This is a genomic window from Syntrophobacterales bacterium (assembly GCA_019429105.1).
Classification (GTDB): Bacteria; Desulfobacterota; Syntrophia; order Syntrophales; family UBA5619; genus DYTH01.
The window spans coordinates 64445-85135 of sequence record JAHYJE010000002.1 but is presented as its reverse complement, the minus strand read 5'-3'; the positions used below and the strand labels follow the sequence as shown (position 1 = coordinate 85135).

Annotated in this window: 14 protein-coding genes; 1 reads left to right on the top strand and 13 read right to left on the bottom strand. The window is 53.6% G+C overall.

Going from position 1 to position 20691, the window contains the following annotated elements:
- Positions 1–37 precede the first annotated feature (37 nt).
- Positions 38–181, top strand: coding sequence for a hypothetical protein (locus K0B01_01195; protein ID MBW6484752.1), 144 nt, complete (start codon positions 38–40; stop codon positions 179–181).
- Positions 182–345: 164 nt separating this feature from the next.
- Here K0B01_01195 and K0B01_01190 read toward each other — a convergent pair whose 3' ends face one another.
- The 13 genes from K0B01_01190 to cysS all read right to left on the bottom strand — a co-directional run bounded on the left by K0B01_01190 (position 346) and on the right by cysS (position 20683).
- Positions 346–5850, bottom strand: coding sequence for a metallophosphoesterase (locus K0B01_01190; GenBank protein ID MBW6484751.1), 5505 nt, complete (start codon positions 5848–5850; stop codon positions 346–348).
- Positions 5851–6182: 332 nt separating this feature from the next.
- Positions 6183–7814, bottom strand: coding sequence for a restriction endonuclease subunit S (locus tag K0B01_01185; GenBank protein MBW6484750.1), 1632 nt, complete (start codon positions 7812–7814; stop codon positions 6183–6185).
- On the bottom strand, positions 7811–8071 hold the full coding sequence (locus tag K0B01_01180; GenBank protein ID MBW6484749.1) for a hypothetical protein: 261 nt from the start codon (positions 8069–8071) through the stop codon (positions 7811–7813). Before K0B01_01180 ends, K0B01_01185 begins: the two co-directional genes overlap by 4 nt.
- The gene (locus tag K0B01_01175; protein ID MBW6484748.1) at positions 8068–9552 is read right to left on the bottom strand and encodes a type I restriction-modification system subunit M; all 1485 of its coding nucleotides are present in this window, start codon (positions 9550–9552) and stop codon (positions 8068–8070) included. Before K0B01_01175 ends, K0B01_01180 begins: the two co-directional genes overlap by 4 nt.
- Before the next feature lie 3 nt (positions 9553–9555).
- Positions 9556–11907 (bottom strand): DEAD/DEAH box helicase family protein, encoded by a 2352-nt coding sequence (locus tag K0B01_01170; protein ID MBW6484747.1) that lies wholly within the window; start codon positions 11905–11907, stop codon positions 9556–9558.
- Between the two features lie 5 nt (positions 11908–11912).
- Positions 11913–13742 (bottom strand): menaquinone biosynthesis decarboxylase, encoded by a 1830-nt coding sequence (locus K0B01_01165; GenBank protein MBW6484746.1) that lies wholly within the window; start codon positions 13740–13742, stop codon positions 11913–11915.
- A 74-nt stretch (positions 13743–13816) separates the two neighbouring features.
- A complete protein-coding gene (gene ubiA, locus K0B01_01160) occupies positions 13817–14677 on the bottom strand; it encodes a putative 4-hydroxybenzoate polyprenyltransferase (protein ID MBW6484745.1) in 861 nt (286 codons plus the stop codon).
- A gap of 6 nt (positions 14678–14683) precedes the next feature.
- Entirely contained in the window at positions 14684–15364 is a 681-nt protein-coding gene (locus K0B01_01155; GenBank protein ID MBW6484744.1) for a hypothetical protein, read from the bottom strand.
- On the bottom strand, positions 15349–16158 hold the full coding sequence (locus K0B01_01150; protein MBW6484743.1) for a 1,4-dihydroxy-6-naphthoate synthase: 810 nt from the start codon (positions 16156–16158) through the stop codon (positions 15349–15351). The genes K0B01_01155 and K0B01_01150 overlap by 16 nt, the downstream gene beginning before the upstream one ends.
- Positions 16155–17216: a CofH family radical SAM protein gene (locus K0B01_01145; protein MBW6484742.1), complete on the bottom strand. Its 1062-nt coding sequence runs from the start codon at positions 17214–17216 to the stop codon at positions 16155–16157. The genes K0B01_01150 and K0B01_01145 overlap by 4 nt, the downstream gene beginning before the upstream one ends.
- Positions 17217–17242: 26 nt before the next feature.
- On the bottom strand, positions 17243–18061 hold the full coding sequence (locus K0B01_01140; protein ID MBW6484741.1) for a menaquinone biosynthesis protein: 819 nt from the start codon (positions 18059–18061) through the stop codon (positions 17243–17245).
- Positions 18061–19167 (bottom strand): CofH family radical SAM protein, encoded by a 1107-nt coding sequence (locus K0B01_01135; GenBank protein ID MBW6484740.1) that lies wholly within the window; start codon positions 19165–19167, stop codon positions 18061–18063. The genes K0B01_01140 and K0B01_01135 overlap by 1 nt, the downstream gene beginning before the upstream one ends.
- Positions 19168–19231: 64 nt before the next feature.
- Entirely contained in the window at positions 19232–20683 is a 1452-nt protein-coding gene (gene cysS / locus K0B01_01130; protein MBW6484739.1) for a cysteine--tRNA ligase, read from the bottom strand.
- Positions 20684–20691 lie beyond the last annotated feature (8 nt).

Genomic DNA, 20691 nt, shown 5'->3' with positions numbered 1-20691 from the left:
GAATAACTACGAAGTAAGGACCGCATAGAAATCGTTCATGCCGGCAAATTCGGAGAACATCATCACCTCGCTGGAGATGCGGATGAAGTGCGGGATCGGGAAATGCGGCCGCTGCAATGTGGGGAAAAATACGTCTGCAAGGACGGCCCGGTTTTCTCGCTGGCCGAGCTCGACAAATTGACGAAGGAATATTGATTGCCTCCCCTTCGGAACAGCCTCTGTTTCCAGTCAAGATCCGCGATCTGCAAAAGAGGGAGCCCGCCGGTTCCCTCATTTCGTACATCGAATGAAGCTTTCTTTTGAACGGCTCTGCCACCGTCTGCAAACGGCGTTTTCTGCTAAATACTACTCTGGCGAAAGTTTACTGAAAGCTCCAATCAATCGGCAAAACGCACTTATTGACGGTTCCAGTGACTCGGCACCCCGCTGCAGAACTTGGCGCAAGATTTCGGGCGGAACCTTCGCAAGCATGGGGTCCAACATCGACAACAACTTTGACAGGTCCGTCCTGGCAACATCATGTGGACTTAGGAGTTTCTCGAAAATCGAACGTATTCCTCGCAGAAAGACAGCTTCAGATGATTCTGAGCTCTTCCCACTGTGTGCCCACAAAACAGAAGGAAAAAGAAGTTCTGCCCAGGTATTCGGCACTTCGCCCTTATTGGGGAACCATGGTGTTTCGTTTAGAACTAAGATCGCATTCTCGGCAGATTTGACTGCTACCTCCTTTGTACTATCGATTAAGTCGCCAGAAAGCCATTTACAAAGATGAAAGAACAACACTTCATGTAGGAAAGTCCGATGTTTTGCATAATCAGCAAACAGCAGCGGTATCTGTGCATCTATAAGCGAGCCTCGAATTTCGAGAATATCCCAAGCTATCGGCAGTTTCCATAAATCAGTGTTAAGAAGAGATGCATCCAATGCAGCCAAATAGGCCTGTCCAGAATCCGGGTCGTCAAATATAGCAGACTCTCTGAGGATTGCCCACATCCGCGTCAGTTCCCTCAAATGGGGCTTATTGCTATCTCTGTCTGACCAAATTTTACTCCATACATCGAGCAAAGGAACCGTTTCCGCCATTTTGGGTTGTTGACCGTAAATGAATCGCAGGATTGTGGTGATTAGAATGCCGGTCTTGCCTACAGTTGAAATAGATGACAAAGATTGTTCGTCCAGGGCATCCAAGAAAAGGCAATCTTGAAGAATCGCTGGTAGCGCAGGATGAACTTCATTGGAATCGCGTGCGCAGTCTTTCAGTTGTAGAATTACTTTTGCAGAATCTCTGTCGTTTGAAACTTGACCAATTGAAGTTGCAGGGCGGTGACGATACTTCCTATCGCATGAGAAGCCTTCAGGAACCTCTCCAAGTCTACCAATCAACGCTGTTGTTGCTGAATAATGGATTGGCCTACCGTGTAGGATTGCATCACGAACGGTATTCTCATCAAGTCCGCCGAATTCATCTGATAACAGAGCAAGCCAATGATAGACATCGTGCCAGCGGTTTTGCTTGACTCTTGGATCAGCCATACATTCTTTGGCTGCCTGTCCGATTGATGCTCTACGTTGTTCAGCCATAAGACCGAATTCCAATAAAGCCATACCCCCACTCTCGCCCTCACTAATACCCCCAACTCGTGTGTCGTCGCAAAGCAATGACCACACTACATCCTTCCATTTAGCCTTTTCACTGATTGCCTGTGCTACCAAGGCGAGGATCGGTGGGGTTCCTCCCTTTTCGCAGATTTCTCTGCCTACTTCGATTAGACGCCGTCCGAACTCTGGATCTCTTGCAACCCTATTCATATTGTTTACTAATTGCCAACTGAATGATGTGCTCTGTTGAAGAGCAATGCACTTGGCTTCATTGATAGGAGTTAATCGTGCTCGGTGAAACTCCATAAGATGTTCGGCAGCACGACTAGCCGAATCAAGCTTCGGTTGATCAATCTGTCCCAACAAGAATTCGAAGGATGCTTCCGCAGCAATCAAAGCCTGCCCAGAGGGTTCACGACATAAATGCCAATTACCCAAAGACAAAAGAGATGCCATCAATTCCTTACGATAGGCATGATCCAGTTCAACCCCTCCTTTTTGAAGCACAATGAGAGCTAACGCCCGGGACTGAGGTTCAAGAAGGTTCAGTTTACTTCTCAAGGAAGCGAGTACACTGGGACCAAAGTCGAGTGTTAGACAGAAGCTCTCCCATTCATGCCAATCAAAGCTATGACTTTGCGCACGCGAGCGAATGGACACAAAAAGAGCCTCAGCCTCGGTTTGTGGATCAGCAGAGACTAGGATTGCAGCAGCACCCCGTCGCGCATAAGGATCGAGACTCTTCAATCTGTTTCGTAAAGCATTGCGAAAGATTTTGCCTTTTGGTCCCTTCAGTACTCGCACAAAACCTTCTCGCACCTCTGGATGACGTGGAAGAATATATTGCCCCAGACTACGCGTACAGCGCGCCAGCAATTCCGGCCCATTCTCGATTGTTTCGATTCTTTCGAGTAAAAGACGCCACCACCCGGAATGAGCTCCGTGCGGTTCCTCAGCATGGGAAATTCGGGAGGCTAGCCAGTGAACTCCACTGTCCCCTCCGTGTAAAACCAGCGCCGAAAGTATTTTTTCCGCCGACGCAATATATCCGCCATCGTGCATCGCCTTCATCAAAGCACCACCTAGGACGGATAAGCGCCGCTCACCGGCATCATAGAGGACCTTGGCAGCACCAGCAGCGACTGTTGCGTCCTCCGTGGCGAGCGCCCACCTAGCGAAACGCATCCATCTATCACCTAGGCGTTCGCGGCATTGTGCGAGAATCTCTCCCTCATCGGCAACCACTTCTTGTTTTGATGTGGTTCGTAAAGCCTGTCTGATAATAGAATAAGGCGGATCAACCTTCGGGTTCCAGTCGAGCCATAGGCGTGCAGCCCGTGCGCTCTCGCTTGACCGCTGCAATAATAGAGCATCAATAATCTTAGCTGAATCTTCCGCCCCCTTTGCCAAAAGTAACTGCTCCTTCACCCATTCAGTGAACAGTCCATCGTCCATTGCAAGGGACTGATACCAGAACCTATCTTCATGCAAAAAAGCTTCTGGCACTAGCACCGACAGTATGGTTAGAACTCCGAAGAAGTTACCCTCACCCGTGGCTTGGTAAGGGGAGACGAGCCTAGCAAGTTTTTCCTTTTGCGCCGAAGTCAGTGTTGCGCGCACAAGTGCAGCCCATTCTGCAAACACCTCCTTGACTATCGCAGACCCTGCATTTGGAATCGGATATCTCGGGTCCAAATAGTCCTTGAAGAACCACTCGAATCCAGTTTCTCCTGCAAGTGCGAGAGTCTTTGCTATGTTTCGAGCTGATGCCTTTCTCTCATTTTGGAAAAAGGTCAACGGGCGATACCCAAGATCGTCGATTTGACAAACTGTATGTGACGCAAGAGCAGTATCGGCGGCTTCAGCAACGATGTAACATGCCGCAGGAAGATAGCCATGTTCATTCATCAGAGCATCGATATAGGCGTTCAGTCGCTCTCGAATTTTGGGGAATAAACCACGCCGCTTTGCAATTGCAGCGACAAATGAGATGGGCCGCCAAACCTCACGGTCTGGAAGAGGTTTACTATCGTGACTGTTGATCCATCGAGAAAGATAGCCCATCGCTGCGCATACTTCCGCCAGAGGCTGGAGGGGGAATTCAATTGATTCGGCTTTTGTGAGCAAACCGAGCCATTCGTAAAACGAAATCGCTTCTTCCGCAAGTTGATAGCTGTTCGCTCCGGGAATAGTAGTTGCGCGTTCCTCTAACAATGTTTTTGCTTCTTCCTGGCCTATTTGTCTTTTTGTTACAGCTTTTTCTGCTAGAATTGATAAAAATAGTCCTTTTTGTTCAGGAGTGGGGAAAATTTTATCGAAATGTAAGTACGCAGAGGGCTTATCATCACGTTTTTGCCATCCATCTAGCCGCTCTATCAGGAGATCATATAGCAAGTCACCGAGCGTTAATTGAGCAACTGAGGAAAGACTTTTCAAATGTTGATATATCAGACGGATCGAAAGCGGAGAGTTTGCTATCGAATCGAGAGAGGTCATGTCCTTTAAAGATCTAAGCAAAACCGATGTCCTCTCATGCAATTGCTCTGTTGGAACACCCTCGGCGATCAACTCTTCTCGAATAAAGTCACTTTTTGAGGTGTCATCTAACGCTACGGTATGCACAATTCGCCAATCGGCGTAAGATACACCGACTAATTCGACAGGCCTTGCGGTACTGACCACCTGAATTGTCGGCCAATTCTCGACGAGCGCAGCCGAGTGCCTCAACAAGCGAGCGGCGACATCGCGAGCAAGCTCATCTAGTCCATCAAGGACGAGCAGCACCTCAATTCCTCGATCGAGCATTGAGCTAAGGTTGAATTTCGGTGTTTTTAGCCATACTGCATTGGCAACATAGTCGTCGATGTAATTGAGCAAATCCCGTGGCGTAAATTGGCCTGAACATCGGAGGGACTTTACCGGAACAAAAACTGCCACAGCATTTGCGGACCTGTCTATTGTTTCGGTCACCAATTGAGCGGCGAGTGTGCTTTTCCCAGTTCCCAAGTCCCCAAGTAACAATGTACGCCTGGATTCTCGAACAGCGTCGTAAAATGGCATCTCATGTTCTGTGTGTTTTTCTCTGATGAGCCGGCCAGCCCTATCATATTGATTACGCTGAACGCTTATTCGTACTGCTACCGGTCGCCTGACTATTGCGGGGAGTATTCCAGTTTGCCTTAATAGACGAGACTTTATTTCAAGATGTCTTACAGCGTCATTACGAAACGAATTCCGATACTCCTGTGTGCTGAATGCAGCTTCAACCTGGAATAAATTCCGCTCACGATCGCGTTCGATTACCAGATATTGAGTAAAGGCTTCATGTGCTCTCCACTTGTTTTCGACCGAGCGCGGATCAAACTCGAATGAGCGGTCAATAACCTTATCCCCAGCAATCTGAATCAACCGAATTGTGTTAAAATGTGCGGCACCTGCGTATGCCGATCCACCGGTAAAATTCAAAGCTCCTTCCGCTATACGATCCGCACGCCTTACAGCATCGTGTGTATGCCCAGTCAGCATGATATGCGAGCGATGGGCGAAATAGTCGTAAGTATTCTGGCGGAGGCCGGAGGTGTGTCTCTCGTCTTTATTCAGCATTTCTGCGGGATGATGAAACAGTGCGATTGTCAGGGGAGCACTAGGCTTATCTTCAAGAAGTTGAAGGTCGCTATGACTCTCCATATATTTTAAATGTGGCAATCCAATCCAAAGCTTTCCTTCGTCAAAGTCGTCCTTAGAAAACCATGAAGAGTTTAGTACGATAAATCGAATCTTATTTATCGTTCTCATCCCCACCAAGCGGGATTCGGATTCGCCAAACTTCATAATTGGCATCTCCACCTGGTTGCAGAAGGAAATGAATTGTGTGAAAGGTTCTTCGAAATGTTTGGCAATTGGTGGTGACAGAACTTTGTCAGCATCTTTTGACGATTCAGGACGCGAAAGCTTTTCTGCCGTGGTACGTATGACATCATGATTTCCAGCACAAACGATCATCTGTTTGTATGTCAGACCACAGACTTCAAGAAGCTCGTCAAGCCAATTCCTCGCCTCTGCATATTCTGATTCATAGCCGTGCCATGCAATATCTCCAGAGATGCATATGATTGTCGGTTTCCATGGGGGCTCAAGTTTCTTCAATTCGGCAAGCATACCATCCAAACAAAGCTTACGATCTGCATGTCCTGATGGTTCCTTGCCTTCCCAACCAAAATGTATGTCCGTGAGGTGGAGGATAGTTTGCATCTTAAACTCGATCATAGATGAAAGAATAAGGGTCGAAACCGTTGCCGGTCAGCGCCGGGCTTATGCCCTGTGCACCTTCACGGGTTCGATATCAACTTCAGCCCCCAAGGGGCGCGGCGACAGTGGGTGAGAACAAGACAGGGTTAAATACTCACGATTTCATGATGATTCTTGCGGAGGACAATACAGAAAAATCGGGGGGATATCAAGAAAAATAATGTAGTCGCTCGGTGTCAATGGTTATTCATTGTCGGGCCGCTTGCCATCGGCCACGGATAAATCTCTCCGGTGGCTCCGTGATCAAAGGATGACTGGGAAAAGTTCGGCATAAATCAATTCTGTACAGTCAGTTCGGCAACCACGGCTTCCATGAGGTTGACGGCAGCAGTGCGGGAGGCCATGAGTTGCATTTCCAGCTGGTCCACCAAGGCCATCAATTGATCGACTTTGGCAACGATCTGGTGTTGTTCGGCGAGGGGTGGGATGGGAATTGGGTAGGCCTTCACTGTGGCCACATTTACGCGGGGTGCGGCCCCACCGGTTGTCTCGCGGCGAGCGATATCCGTTATGAAAGGGGAGTTCAAAATCAATTCCAGAAACGGGGGAATCATCTTTTCTCCAGATCTGATCAGCATCATCCTCTGGCCCAAGCATAGCTCTACATTCGGTGGGACACGACAAGCTACGCCAAGTATTCCACCCTCTCGGCTGTAAAGAATATAGTCCTCTTGAGGGCGCAGGCGTTGAATTCTCTCGGTGTAAGTTTCTTCGCTCACATACCGAGGAGTCGAAAGATCAAGACGTCCAGGGCGAAACTGAGTGGTCCTTATGCAAATTTTTCCATATTCGGTCCACTTCGGCGTTGAATGAGGACAATCAACAATTTCCGCAGTAATACTGACAAGCGGCGCACTTGACCAACCATTCGGCAGAGCCGGAATACTCATCACTTTTTTAGTAATTGTGTTATTGGACGACCATGCATCGTACGATGTATTTTCATCCAAAATTGGGGGGACGAGTTTTCCTTGGACGGCGAGGGTGAGGATGGTTTTGCGGAGGTCGGCGGGTGCGATGGCGTAAGACGGATGAAAGAGGGAGTTGAGGTTCTCTGGTGTGGGCGCGTCGGCAAAGCGGGCGAGAGAGGCGCGGGCAAGTGCGGCGTGCCGGGTTTCGCGTTCCTGCTGCTGCGTCTCCAGTCGATCACACAAGGCCATCAATTCATCCACCTTCGCCACGATCCGCTTCTGCTCGGCGAGGGGTGGGAGGGGGAACGGCTTCAGCGCGAAATAACCGGTGGGGACTCTTTTTTGTCCCGCCGATCCTGTCATGGCCGGAATTCCCTCAGCGATAAATAAGGGTGATTTTAGGAAAATCCAGACATATTCTGGAAGCACTGGTCCTCCGACAGGACGCGCGACATGAAGTTCTGTAGTACCGGCGCCAATTCCGTTCTTCAGTCCACGAAAAACTGCTGATTTTCCGTTCTGAAAACATGGTGTGATTTTGGCGAGAGCTATGTCACCATCTGCAAAGTGTGTGAATGATTTTTTTATCTCACCCCAGCGCCGGATTTCCCCATCAAGCGGTCCACGGTAGTTTTGCGGTATACCGGGCATAGGAATGAAAGTCGCTAAAGCATCATCCTCGACGTCATTGCGCGGGTTGATCAACGAAATCTCGGCAAGGGTTGTCCATGCCCAACTTTTAGGAAGTGATCCGGCGGTTTTAAATTCACTCACCGGTGTTATTGACTGGGAATTACGTATCCGTTTTTCTTTAACAAGACGGTTACGCTCATTTATTGAACGTTCAATAAGATCTGTTGCACTACCGTCGTTTGGGCTCTGCTCCACCAACTTTCCTTGAACCGCAAGTTGCAACACCAATTCCCGCATCTTCGCCACCGCGTTGGGCGCTTCGGCGAATTGTTCGAACTTCTCGAAGAACGTCTCCAGCTTCATACGCCCGCTTCCTGCTCCCGCACCCAATCGGGCAAGGCATAGAGGGGCCAACCGAGGGCAAAGGGTGATTTCCGCGACGGCGTTGCGGAAATCACCAATTGTGCAGAAGGGTTCTGCACAATCCTCCTGAATTGGTCAGTAGCCTTCTGACCTTTTTGCGTCAGCAGTAATTGCCCAGACGCCTTCTGGGGAATCTTGACGGACAAAGATTTGTCAGACGCCTTCTGAAAAATTGGGAAAGCGATTATTTCCTTCATCCTTCTGCCTTCATACTTCGTGTCAACGCCTCCTGCAACTGCGCCTTCAATTCGGCGCGGGTGGCGGCGATCTGGGCGAGGAGTTTTTCGTATTCGGGTAGAAGGTGATCCAGGTCTCCGGGGCCGGTGTCGCTTACGTGCGGATTCTTGAGGTCGAGGTTGTAGTTGCCCGCCTTGATCTGGTCGATGGAAACGCGCCAGGCCTGCTCGTTTTCCACGCGCCCGGCGAAGCCATTCGTTTCATCTCCCCACCAAGCCCGCTCCGGCTCGAACTCCTCGATGCGGATCGGTTTCCCTTTGTTGTAGGACTTGGCGCCGGGCGGATAGGGATGCTCGTAGTACCAGACTTCGGTGGTTGGCTGACCCTTGGTGAAGAAGAGAAGATTGGTCCGGATGCCGGTGTAGGGATTGAAGACACCGTTGGGCAGGCGGACAATGGTGTGCAGGTTGCACTCGCGGAGCAACTCTTCCTTGATGCGGGTCTTCACGCCTTCGCCGAAGAGTGTACCGTCGGGGAGAACGAGACCGGCGCGGCCGCCGGGCTTGAGGATCTTCATGAGCAGGACCAGAAAAAGATCGGCTGTCTCACGGGTGCGGAATTCCGCGGGAAAGTTGGCCTCGATGCCGTCTTCCTCCATGCCGCCGAAGGGCGGATTCGTGACGATGACATCCACGCGCTCCCTGGGCGACCAGTCGCGCAGGGGGCGGGCCAGGGTGTTGTCGTGGCGAACATTGGAGGGGATGTCGATGCCGTGCAGCAGAAGGTTGGTCATGCAGAGCACGTGGGGCAGATGCTTTTTCTCGATGCCCGCGAAACAGTCCTGAATGAAGCGTTCGTCGGCTTCCGTCTTGGCCTGCTTGCGCAGGTACTCAATGGCGCAGGTAAGGAAGCCGCCGGTGCCGCAGGCGGGATCGAGGATGATTTCGTGTTTATCCAGGCGCGGGTTGACCTGCTCGACGATAAATTGGGTGACGGCCCGGGGCGTGTAGAACTCGCCCGCATTGCCGGCGGATTGCAGGTCCTTGAGCAGCTTTTCGTAGATGTCGCCGAACATGTGCCGGTCGTCGGAGGCATTGAAGTCTATGCCACTGATTTTATTTATGACCTGCCGCATGAGGGTGCCGTTCTTCATGTAGTTGTTGGCATCCTCGAAGGTGGTGCGAATGAGGGGGGTGAGCTTGTCCCCAGTTCCGCCCGTCAGGGCCTTCAGCTTAGACAGGAGGGTATTGTTGACGAAATCGAGCAGGGGCTCGCCCGTGATGCCCTCGTCATCGGCAGCCCAGGTGGACCAGCGCAGTTCGGCGGGGAGCGGCGACCGGTACGCATCTCGGAGGAGTTCGAGTTCCTTTTCGCGGTCGTCGAAGATTTTGAGGAAAAACATCCAGCCGAGCTGTTCCAGGCGCTGGGCGTCGCCGTAGGTGCCGGCGTCCTTGCGCATGATATCCTGAATGGTTTTAACAATATTGGAGACATTGGGCATAGGTCAGGCCGCCTTGAGGTAAAGTTCTGTTTCCAGTTCCTGAATGGCGGCCAGGTAGTTCTCCTTGCCACCGAAGAGATTGATGATTTCCACCGGTGTGCCGAAGGTGGTCAGCGGGTCAACTTTCAGGATATCGAGAGATTCCACGCTCCTGATGCCACTGTCGGCGTACTTCTGCAGCAGCTCCTGAAGAACGGCCCGCGCCTGCTCGCCGTACCGGGCGAAAACATGGCGTTTTTGCACGCGCTCGGCTCGCTCACGGCGGGTCAAGGGCGGCTGGTCGAAGGCGACATGGCAGACGAGATCGAAGGCGTCATAGTCGCGTCCCACCTGCTCGGCCAGTTCGTCGAGGAAAACCCCTTGGCCGGCCAGCTCATCGATCACGGCCTGTTTGCGCTCCGCGCTGTTCCATGCGGTGAGAAAGTCGCTCAGTGAGGTATAGGCCTTACGGATGGTCTTACGGGTATAGTCCCGGAGCGACTCGGTAATGAGCTTGCCATCGGCGTCGAGGTATTGCACGCGCTCGGTGGCAATGGTTACTTCCACGTCGTCGACGTAGTACTTCTTCCGAGGCTCTCCTGTCTCGGGCGGATCGATCAAGATTCCGCCCGAAGGATATTCGGCGCCGGTCTCGGGCTGGTCGTCCGGAGGAACAACCGAATCTTTTGCATCCGGCTCATAGATCTGCACGGGATCGCCGTCGAAATCCGGGTCGGCAAAGAGCGCCGTGGCCCGCTTGAAGTCCATGATTGTAAAGAAGAATTTGTTATAATCCTCGTTGATGCGGGTGCCGCGGCCGATGATCTGCTTGAATTCCGTCATGGAGTTGATGCGTTTGTCGAGCACGATCAGATGGCAGGTTTGGGCATCCACGCCCGTGGACATCAGTTGCGAGGTCGTGGCGATGACCGGAAAAGTGGACTCCGGATCAATGAAGTTGTCGAGCTGCGCCTTGCCCTCGTCATTGTCACCGGTGATGCGCATGATGTATTTGTTGTTGGCCGCGGCGAGGTCGGGGTTGGCGTTGACCAGGGCCTGGCGCATGCGCTCGGCGTGATCGATGTTGTCGCAAAAGACGATGGTTTTTGCGAATCGGTCGGTGGCCTTGAGGAATTCGGTGATCCGGGCGGCGACGAGTTCGGTCCGCTTCTCGAGGATGAGGTTACGGTCAAAGTCGAGATCGTTGTATTCCCGGTCCTCTATCTCCTGGCCGTACTTGTCGGTCTTGCCCTTCTCGGGCCGCCATCCTTCCAGGTCTTTGTCGATGCCGATGCGCACGACTTTGTACGGCGCCAGGAAGCCGTCGGCGATGCCCTGCCGGAGCGAGTAGGTGTAGATCGGGTCGCCGAAGTACTCGATGTTGGAAACGTCTTTGGTTTCCTTGGGGGTAGCGGTCATACCGATCTGGGTGGCGGAAGAGAAGTATTCGAGTATCTGGCGCCAGTTGGCATCGGCGGCGGCGCTACCGCGGTGGCATTCGTCGATGACGATCAGGTCGAAAAAGTCCGGCGAGAACTGCTTGTAAATATTCTGCTCTTCCTCGGTGCCCGTAACGGCTTGGTAGAGCGAAAGGTAGATCTCGAAGGCCTTATCGGCGGTGCGGTTGGTGATCTTCGTCATGGCCGTGCCGAAGGGTTTGAAATCGTTGATCTTGGTCTGATCGGCCAGGATATTGCGATCCACGAGAAAGAGAATGCGCTTTCTGGCGCCGGACTTCCAGAGCCGCCAGATGATCTGGAAAGCGGTGTAGGTCTTGCCCGTACCGGTGGCCATTACCAGCAGGATGCGGTTCTCGCCGCGGGCGATGGCATCCACGGTGCGGTTGATGGCGACGAGTTGGTAGTAGCGCGGCGACTTGCCGGAACCGTCGTAGTAGTAGTCCTGGGTTGTTACTGTCTCCTGTGTAGCCGTGTAACCCTTGGCAGCGCTGTAGCGCGCCCAGAGCTCAGCGGGGGTGGGGAACCGGTCGAGGGGGATTTCCGTTTCCACAATGCCGCAGGTGGAGGTGCGGTCGTGCTCCAGAAAAGCATCGCCATTGGAACTGTAGGCAAAGGGAACGTCCAAAATCGCTGCATATTCCAGGGCCTGCTGCATGCCGGCACCCACGGTGTGGTTATTGTCCTTTGCCTCGATGACGGCGATGGGAATGTTGGGTTTATAGAACAGAATGTAATCGGCCTTTTTGGCCTCGCCGCGTTTAACCGTTTTGCCGCGCACGATGACACGGCCTTTGGTGAAATAGATCTCCTCGCGCAGTTGGGTCATCACGTTCCACTTGTTGCCGTCCGCACCTGCGAGCGCCGGCGTGATGAACTTGGTGCGGATATCTGCTTCGGTCAGAGATTTCTTATTCATGGCGATTAGAACCCTGTCGTGGTCTTTTGCAGTATTTTCTCTACCCTTCTTTTTATTTCCGGCGTCATTGCGATATCATCCGGCCATGGCCGTTTATGGCCGTCGGCGGGACCTTTTCGGGTTGCGTCGATAGTGATATTCGTTTCGGCAATCGCAATATCCCGCGCAGGATCGACATTATTGAACGCCTTCCAGAGCAGCAGCGAATCGTCCGCGAGGTCTATCGCGGCATCGTAGAGGACAAATATTTCCCCACCCCGGAGCTCCCGGGCCAGCAGAGCGAGATAGGGGCGGGAGGATTGCCCTTTTTCCTTATCGATGGTTGCCGCGATGAGCCGTCTTTTACACCCGGGAAAGAATATCCTCAATCCGGTAAAGCCGCCCTCTTTTTCTTGCAGCCGCCGCAGCAGCTCCGCGTCGCCTTCAGGGGAAATTGATGAAGAATCAAGGCATTCCCTTAATCGCTCCCCTTCACCGGCAATGCGGGCGGTCGCATCGATCGCGATTTTCGCCCCCAGCAGAGGATTAACCGCGGAGTGGTCGAGGACATCGAGAATGCCGCTGGCAATGGTAACATCGGAAGAGAAATCTATTATATTGAGGATATGCTCAAAGAGTCGCCGACCGTCTGCCAAAAGCGATTGATCGTCAATGATGATTAGAGCCTTGGCAAAGCTCATCTGGCCGCTCCCCCACAGGCCGTAGGCGATCTTGGCGGCGTGCCCCGGATACTCCTTTTCGATGGCGACAACGGCAATGCTATGAAAAACTCCCTCCCAGGGAAGCAGATAATCCTTTATTTCCGGCATGACCGTCTGGAGCAGCGGCAGAAAAAGGCGCTCCGTCGTATAGGCAAGGTAGCAATCTTCCATGGGCGGACGTCCCACCACCGTCGCGCTGTAAACGGGATTTTTCCGGCGGGTGATCGCCGTCAGATGAAATACCGGGTAGAGATCGGCAGCGGAGTAGTAGCCCGTATGATCGCCGAACGGCCCTTCGAGCCTTGTTTCTGCAGGATCGACATAGCCCTCGAGGATAAACTCCGCCTCCGCCGGCACGTCGATATCTACGGTAACCGCTTTGACCAGGACAACCGGGCTTTGCCGGATGAAGCCGGCCATCATCATTTCATCCACCCCTCGCGGCAGGGGCGCCGTTGCCGCATAGGTAACAGCGGGATCCGTGCCGATGGCGACGGCAACCTCCATCCGGCGGCCGGCCTTTTGGTATTCAATAAACTGGTGCGATCCGTCCTTGTGGATATGCCAGTGCATCCCGGTTGTTTTCCCATCATACATCTGCATCCGGTACATCCCGACATTCCGCCTGCCATCTCCCAGCCCCTTCGTAAAGACAACCGGGAGCGTAATGAACCTCCCCCCATCCTTTGGCCAGCATTGAAGAATCGGCAGCTTCGTCAGATCGATCTCATCCCCCGTAAGGACAACCTCCTGACAGGGCGGCGCCTTCAGCTTTTTTGTCCTCGGGATGAATTTAGCCCAGGACAGCGCTTTCGGGATCATCCCGATCTTTGCGAGGATTGACTGCGGCGGCGCCTGTTTGATGATCCCGGCCAGCCTTGCGGCAAGCTCCTGCGGGGTTGATTCGAAGGCCAGGGCAATCCTTCGGTAACTGCCGAAGGCGTTCGTGACAACCGGAAACGCTGAACCTGCAACCTTTTCAAAGAAAAGCGCCTTCCCGCCATCTGCGGATTTGGACATCCGGTCGGTTATCTCCGTTATCTCCAAAAGGGGAGAAACCGTATCCCTGATCCGCAGCAATTCCCCTTCTTGCTCAAGTCGGGCGATGAACTCGCCCAGATTTTTATAACCCATCGCGTTTACCCACTTCCCAATGAAACCCTGATGAGGGAGCGCGTCCCTCCGGTAAATTGAGCATTCTTATTGCTTCATAATACAGTCCCCAGAAAAATCGCCGCCAGCACGAGCAGCGAAATAACGCTGTTGACATTGAAAAAGGCGATGTCAATTTTGGAAAGGTCGCCGGGATTGACAAGCCGATGCTCTACAATAAAAAGAATCCCGATAACGGCAACGAATACAAGGTAGATATGGTTCAACGGAAACAGCCAGTAGAGACCCGCGAGCGACAGTACGCTTGCCGCATGCAGCAGCCCCGAGATGATCATCGCCTTTCTGACGCCGAAATAAACCGGGATGGAATAAAGGCCCTGCTTGTGATCAAACTCAACATCCTGGCAGGCGTAAAGAATATCGAAACCGGCGATGTAGGTCATAAGCGCCAGACTCAGCACCGAGATCGCCCCGGGCATTTTCCCGGTCGCCGCCACCCAGACGGCCATCGGGGCAATTCCGATGGCAACTCCCAGAAACAGATGGGCAATCCAGGTAAATCTTTTCGTATAGGAATAGGCAAAAACAAACGCCAGCACAGGGAAGGAAAGCCAGAAACATAAAATGGATAGCGCCCCGGAAGCAATGATGAAAACCAGGCTGGAAAAAAAGGTAAAGAAGGCGGCCTCCCGTTTGGAAATAGCGCCCCGGGGAATCTCCCGGATGGCGGTGCGCGGATTCGTTGCATCCAGTTCGGCATCGGCGATGCGGTTGAACCCCATCGCGGCCGACCGGGCGGCCGCCATCGCAATTACAATCCAAAATACGGTTTTAAGAGCGAGCGGACTTGTCGCCTGCACCAGGACAACCGCGGAAAGGGCAAACGGCAGGGCGAAGATCGTATGGGAAAATTTTATCATCCGTGAATAAACCACGGCTTGGGAGAATATTTTCATCGCTGACTAAACCTTGCTGCTGTTATTGGCAGCCACTGTGACCCATTCCCGCCGCTCCGGGCTATCTGCCTTGGGCAGAGCAGGCAAGACCAGATACTCGAAAAAACGCAACTGGACATCGCGGAGTCGCTCGATGTTTTTTATGATGGCGCTTCTTTGGTCATGCTCCGGGGTATCGGAAACAAATTTGAAGATAAAGCAGCCCAGACCAAAACGGCGGGCGGTCTGGACAAGGGCGGCCCCCTCCATATCGACGAGATCGGCAAGCCCAGCGACCCCTTTTCTCTCTTCCGCCGTCCGTAGCGGCCGATCCTGAGTGGCAAGCGATGCCATGGCAAAGCCTTCCAGAACATCAGGAACGTGCTCCATAAAAACCCCCGTCCGGAGATCAGGCCGATCCGGCTCGATTATTTTACTTATATGGTAGAGCGCGCCCAATTCGCTTTTCTCGTCAAGAGCCCCGGCGGCGCCGATATTGCAGATCAGATAAGGCCGAAAGCCCTGAATAAGCCAGGCGCCTGCCATCGCGGCATTGACCTTGCCTATTCCGGATATGACCAACGCCATTCTTGAATCCTTGAAGATCCGAAACGGCGAACTGGCTATTTCGGCAAGCGCCAGCCCTCTGATCAGGGGCGCCGCCTCCGTCATTGTCGCCATTACCAGCCCTGTTAAAGGAGTTTCCAACGCTCTGCCCTCTCTTTCAGGACGGATATGGCGTCCTTGCCCGCGGAACCGAGAGACAGCGTAAAATCATTGACGTACAGTGCGATGTGCTCTGCCGTTACCTTATCGTCCAGCTCCCGGGCGTGTTCCTTGATAAAATCCCGTCCCGCGGCGGGGTGTTTCCGCGCATAAAGAACCGAATCGCGAATGAGGGCGGAAACGGCCTCCTGATTAGAAGCCATGTCGCGGCGGATGGCTATGCAGCCCAGCGGAATCGGCAGCCCCGTTTCCTGCTCCCACCACTTACCCAGGTCAACCAGGGAGGAGCAGTTGTACCTTTGATAGACGAATCGCCCCTCATGAATGATCAGTCCCGCGTCAAACCGGCCAGCGGCAATGCCGGGGAGTATCTCGTCAAATCTCGCAAACTCGACCTTCGCCTGCTTTGCGCCCCCCATCCAGAGCTGCAAGAGCAGATAAGCAGTCGTGTAACGTCCGGGGACGGCGATCCGGGCGCCTGCGAGTGACTTGAAAGAAGTCCCGGCGACCAAAAGCGGCCCGCAGCCATAGCCGAGGGCCGCCCCCGCATCCAGCAGCAGATAGCGCCCGCCCAGGAGCAGATACGCATAAAACGACAGCTTTGTAACCTGCCAACCGCCGGAAAAGGCCTTCTCATTGAGCTCCTCCACGTCCGCAATCCGGGGATGAAAGAGATAGGGAGTTGCGTCTATTCTCTTATTGACAAGCGCATCGAAGATAAACGTATCGTTCGGGCAGGGTGAAAAACCGATGTCAAGTTCTATTGTTTCGCTCATGCAAATGACCTGATCTGCCGGTAATCCGAATCCCGCTGGATGGGAATCCGTCCGGCATCCCTGATGATGTCGATCATCTCGTCCATGCTGGTTTTGTTTTTCAGCCCCGTCGCCCCTACCACCACCTCTTCGGTAAGCACCCCGCCCATGTCGTTTGCCCCCATCGTCAGGGCGAGCTGCGCCATTTTCATCCCCTCGGTCAGCCAGCCGGCCTGGAGATAGCGGACATTGTCGAGAAAAATACGGGCAATGGCGACGATCCGCAGGTAGTCCATTCCGGTGGCCGCAGCAACATTTTCCATCCGCGTCTGGGCTGGGGAAAAGGACCAGGGGATAAAAGCCCGAATCATGCCGGTGCGATCCTGCAGACCCCGGATGACGCTTAGATGCGCGATCCGCTCCGCCCGGGTTTCTCCCAACCCGTAGGTCATCGTCGCGCTTGATTTCAGGCCGCACCGATGCAGGGACTCCATTGTCTCCACCCACTCCCCGACAGAAATTTTCCGGGGACTGACCAGCTTGCGCACCCGCTCCACAAGGATGTCGGAGGCGCCGGGAACGGAATCAAGACCCGCCTCCTTCAGGACTTCTATAACATGAGCAACGGAAAATCCCGAACGGCGGGCGGCGTACACGAGCTCCGCCGGCGAGAAGGAGTGGAGCGTCACCCCGGGGAAACGGTCTTTGATCGCCCGCACCATCGCGGTCAAGTCATCCAGTGCATAGCGGGGATTGAGCCCCCCCTGCAGCATCACCTGCGTGCCTCCGCTTTCAACCAGTTCTGCTACTTTGCTCAGAATCACTTCGTTGGTGAGTTCATAAGGCTCTATTTGACCGGCCCGGGCGTGGAAAGCACAAAAACTGCATTCGGCTTCGCAGACATTGGTAAAATTTATAATCCGATCGATGATGAATCCGACCTCAGCGCCGGGCACAGCCAGCCGCGTCCGGAAGTCGGCCGCCCTGCCCAGCTCCAGTATGTCCCAGTCAAAAAGGTTCAGGGCCTCTTCTGCGCTGAGCCGCTTTCCTGCATAGATCTTTTCATTAAGTTCATTCATGCCGTACCCCTGCACAACGCCCGTTGTTATTCTTTCAACGGTCCCAGGAAAGCCTCCCCCGCTGTTTTCTTAAGCAATCCCATTTCCGCGGCGCTTTGCAGATAAAAGGAAAACGCCTCCCGCAAAGAAGGGGTAAAATTGTATTTCAACACCCGGTAGTAGGCATCAATATCGTAGTGAACAAGCGGGTATCTTTCCGCGGCCCTCCGGATCACCGTCTCGCGCTTCTCGGCGAGCAGAACCAGTGATTTTCTGTAGGATTCCACAACTGCGGCCACGACAGCGGAATTTTTCTCCAGCAGTCTTTTATTGACGGCAAAAACGGCAAACACCACGGGATGATTAGTTTTCCTCATCCATAAATCCCCCAGATCGTAAGTATAGGGCGCCATCTCCCCCATCATCGCCTCATTGCCGATAATCAGCGCCGCATCAACGCCTGCGTCTTTAAGCGAGGGATTGGGGGCGGTCGGAACATACCGGGGCTCTATCCGATAATACCGGGAAAGGAGTATTTTCAGAATAATCACCGAAGTCTTGGAGGCGCTGGTCAGACCGATCCGTTTTTTGTCCAGATCCTCAATCGGCATGTTGCTCGAAAGGATCACCGAATGGACATAGCCGACGGAGCTGAGGCAGAAATCGGGCAACAGCAAGACCCTGTCGGCCAGTTCCGGATACATCGCGGCGGAGACCGGGCTCATGTCCAGCTTCTCCTCCGCCATCATCCGGTTGAGCTCGCTGGGGTAACCCGGGACCACCTCTACACCGGCAGGCGGCGCCCCTTCAAACATCTGATAATAAAACGGGTAGCAGTTCAAATAATCTATATAGCCGAGCTTCATCAGCTTTTCCTTTCCTGGTAGTTAGCCGCCGCCCGGACCGGCCTGAACCCTGAAGCTTCAATGAGTTTTCTCAAACTCGCCTCACTGCCGACATCGGACGTTTTTGCCCCGGCGGCATGAACAACCTTTTCATAATGATAGGTTCCCCCCAGATCATCGACCCCGAAATGGAGCAGCATCTGCGCCATCTTGTCGCCCAGATACATCCACAGCGCCTTCAGATGGGGGACGTTGGCAAGAAAAATGCGGCTGGCGGCAAACAGGCGGACATCGCCGAAGCCGGTGGTTTGAGAGCGCCGGGCGCGGATAGCGGTGTTGGATTCGTGAAAGGGGAGCGGGACAAAGGTCTTGAAGCCACCGGTCTCATCCTGAAGGGCGCGGAGCATGGACAGGTGAGCGACGATCTCTTCCGGGGTTTCCAGATGGTTGTAAAGCAGCGTCGCATTCGTCTTCAGACCAAGCGAATGGGCAATCCGCATCACCTCTATCCAGCGCGTACCCGGGATCTTCAACGGCGCGATCCTCTTTCTTACCCGGGGGGAAAAGACCTCCGCCCCCCCGCCGGGAAGCGCGCCCAAGCCGGCGCTCCGGAGGCGCGTGAACACCTCTTCCACGGAAATGCCGTTTAGCCGGGAGAAATAATCGTATTCAACGGCGGTAAAGGCCACGATAAAAATTTCCGGATTAATCGCCTTGATCCGCCTTAGCATCTGCTCGAAATACTCTATCTTCAGGGCCGGATTCAGCCCGCCCACAATATGCACCTCGTCGATGCCGAAGGAATTTGCCGCGCGCACCCTCTCTTCGATCTCAGCGAGCGAGAATGTGTATGCGTCCGGGTCTTTATCTCCCCGCGAAAAGGCGCACAAGGGGCAGCGCAATTCGCAGACATTGGTGTAATTGAGATTCATGTTGACTTCATAATAGGCGGCATCGCCGTTGAGCTTCCGTCGCAAGTAATCGGCAATTACTCCCAGCTCGAGAATATCGCTGGTTTCAAGCATGTAAAGGGCCTCGGTTTCATTTACCGGGCTCTCGTCGGCAACCTTGGCGGCGATCAGCCGGAGGTTCTTGTTCCTTATCCTGTCCACAAAATTTGCACTCATGCCGTGGATTTCCCGAAATGTTTATAAGCTTGGAGGGACACGCTAAAGTCGCGTCCGGGGCGGGCTATTCTATCGCCCATGTCGTGGAATCAGCCTTATCCTGAATAACGACGCCCATGCCGGCCAGTTCTTTGCGCAGCTCGTCGGCCTTCGGCCAATCCTTTGCCGACCGGGCCTCTCGGCGCTTTACGATCAGCTCTTCAATCGCGGCAACATCCAGACCCCGTTTTTTTGCCTCCCGCAGCCGGTCCTCACGGAAATAGGTTTCCGGATCCTCCAGAAAAATCCCCAGCACCTTTCCCAATTCCAAAAAGAGATCCCGCATCTGCATGGCAAAGACCGGCGAAACGAGCTTCTTCTTATCGGCAAGATAGGCGTTAACCGCCCGCACGGCATCAAAGAGGTGGCCAATGGCCCGCGCCGTGTTGAAATCATCGTCCATCGCCTCGATAAAGAGCTCCCGGAGCCCTTCCTCATCTTCAACGACCAGCGCCCCTCCCGACACAGCTGCAAACCCCTTTTCCGGGGCAATCTCCACAAGCGCCTTCAGCGTCGCGTAAAAGCGGTTCATCCCCTGCCGCGCCTCATTGAGGGCGGTATCGGAAAAATCAACCGGGCTCCGGTAATGACTCTGCAACAGGAAAAACCGGAGCACTTCGGGATGATACTGTTCGATAATTTCCCGGATCGTAAAAAAATTACCCAGTGATTTTGACATCTTTTCACTGTTCACCCGGACAAAGCCATTGTGCATCCAGTAGCGGGCGAAGGTCTTGCCGGTTGCCCCTTCCGACTGGGCGATCTCATTTTCGTGATGAGGAAAGATCAAATCCTCCCCTCCCCCATGAATGTCAAACGTTTCGCCGAGATAGCGCTGGCTCATCACCGAACATTCGAGGTGCCATCCTGGGCGCCCCTTGCCCCAGGGGCTGTCCCACCATGGCTCTCCCTCCTTGCTTGCCTTCCAGAGGGCAAAATCAAACGGATTTCTCTTTTTTTCGTTCACATCAACGCGAGCGCCGGCAGTCATTTCTTCGAGATTCCGGCCGGAGAGCTTCCCGTATTCCGGAAACGCCTCTACGGAATAATAAACATCGCCGTCGCTTGAATAGGCCAACCCCTTTTCCATCAGGGCGGAAACAAGGCTGATCATTCCCTCAATGTTCTCGGTAGCCCGGGGGGTGAAGGTGGGGGGGGCAACCCGCAGTTTCTGCATATCCTCGTCGTGCTCAAGGATATAACGCTCGGCGATCTCACGGATGTCGCTTCCTTCCCGTTTTGCCTTGTCGATAATCTTGTCGTCCACGTCGGTGAAGTTCTTCACATAGGTTGCCTCATAGCCGCGGTAGCGCAGATAGCGGGTTATCACATCAAAAACGACCGCCGAGCGGGCGTGGCCGACATGGCACAGATCGTAAGCCGTGATCCCGCAGACGTAAATCCCCACCCGGCCAGGCGTGAGCGGCTGGAACTCCTCCTTTTTGCGCGACTGGGTGTTATATATTTTCAGACTCATTTCTCCTC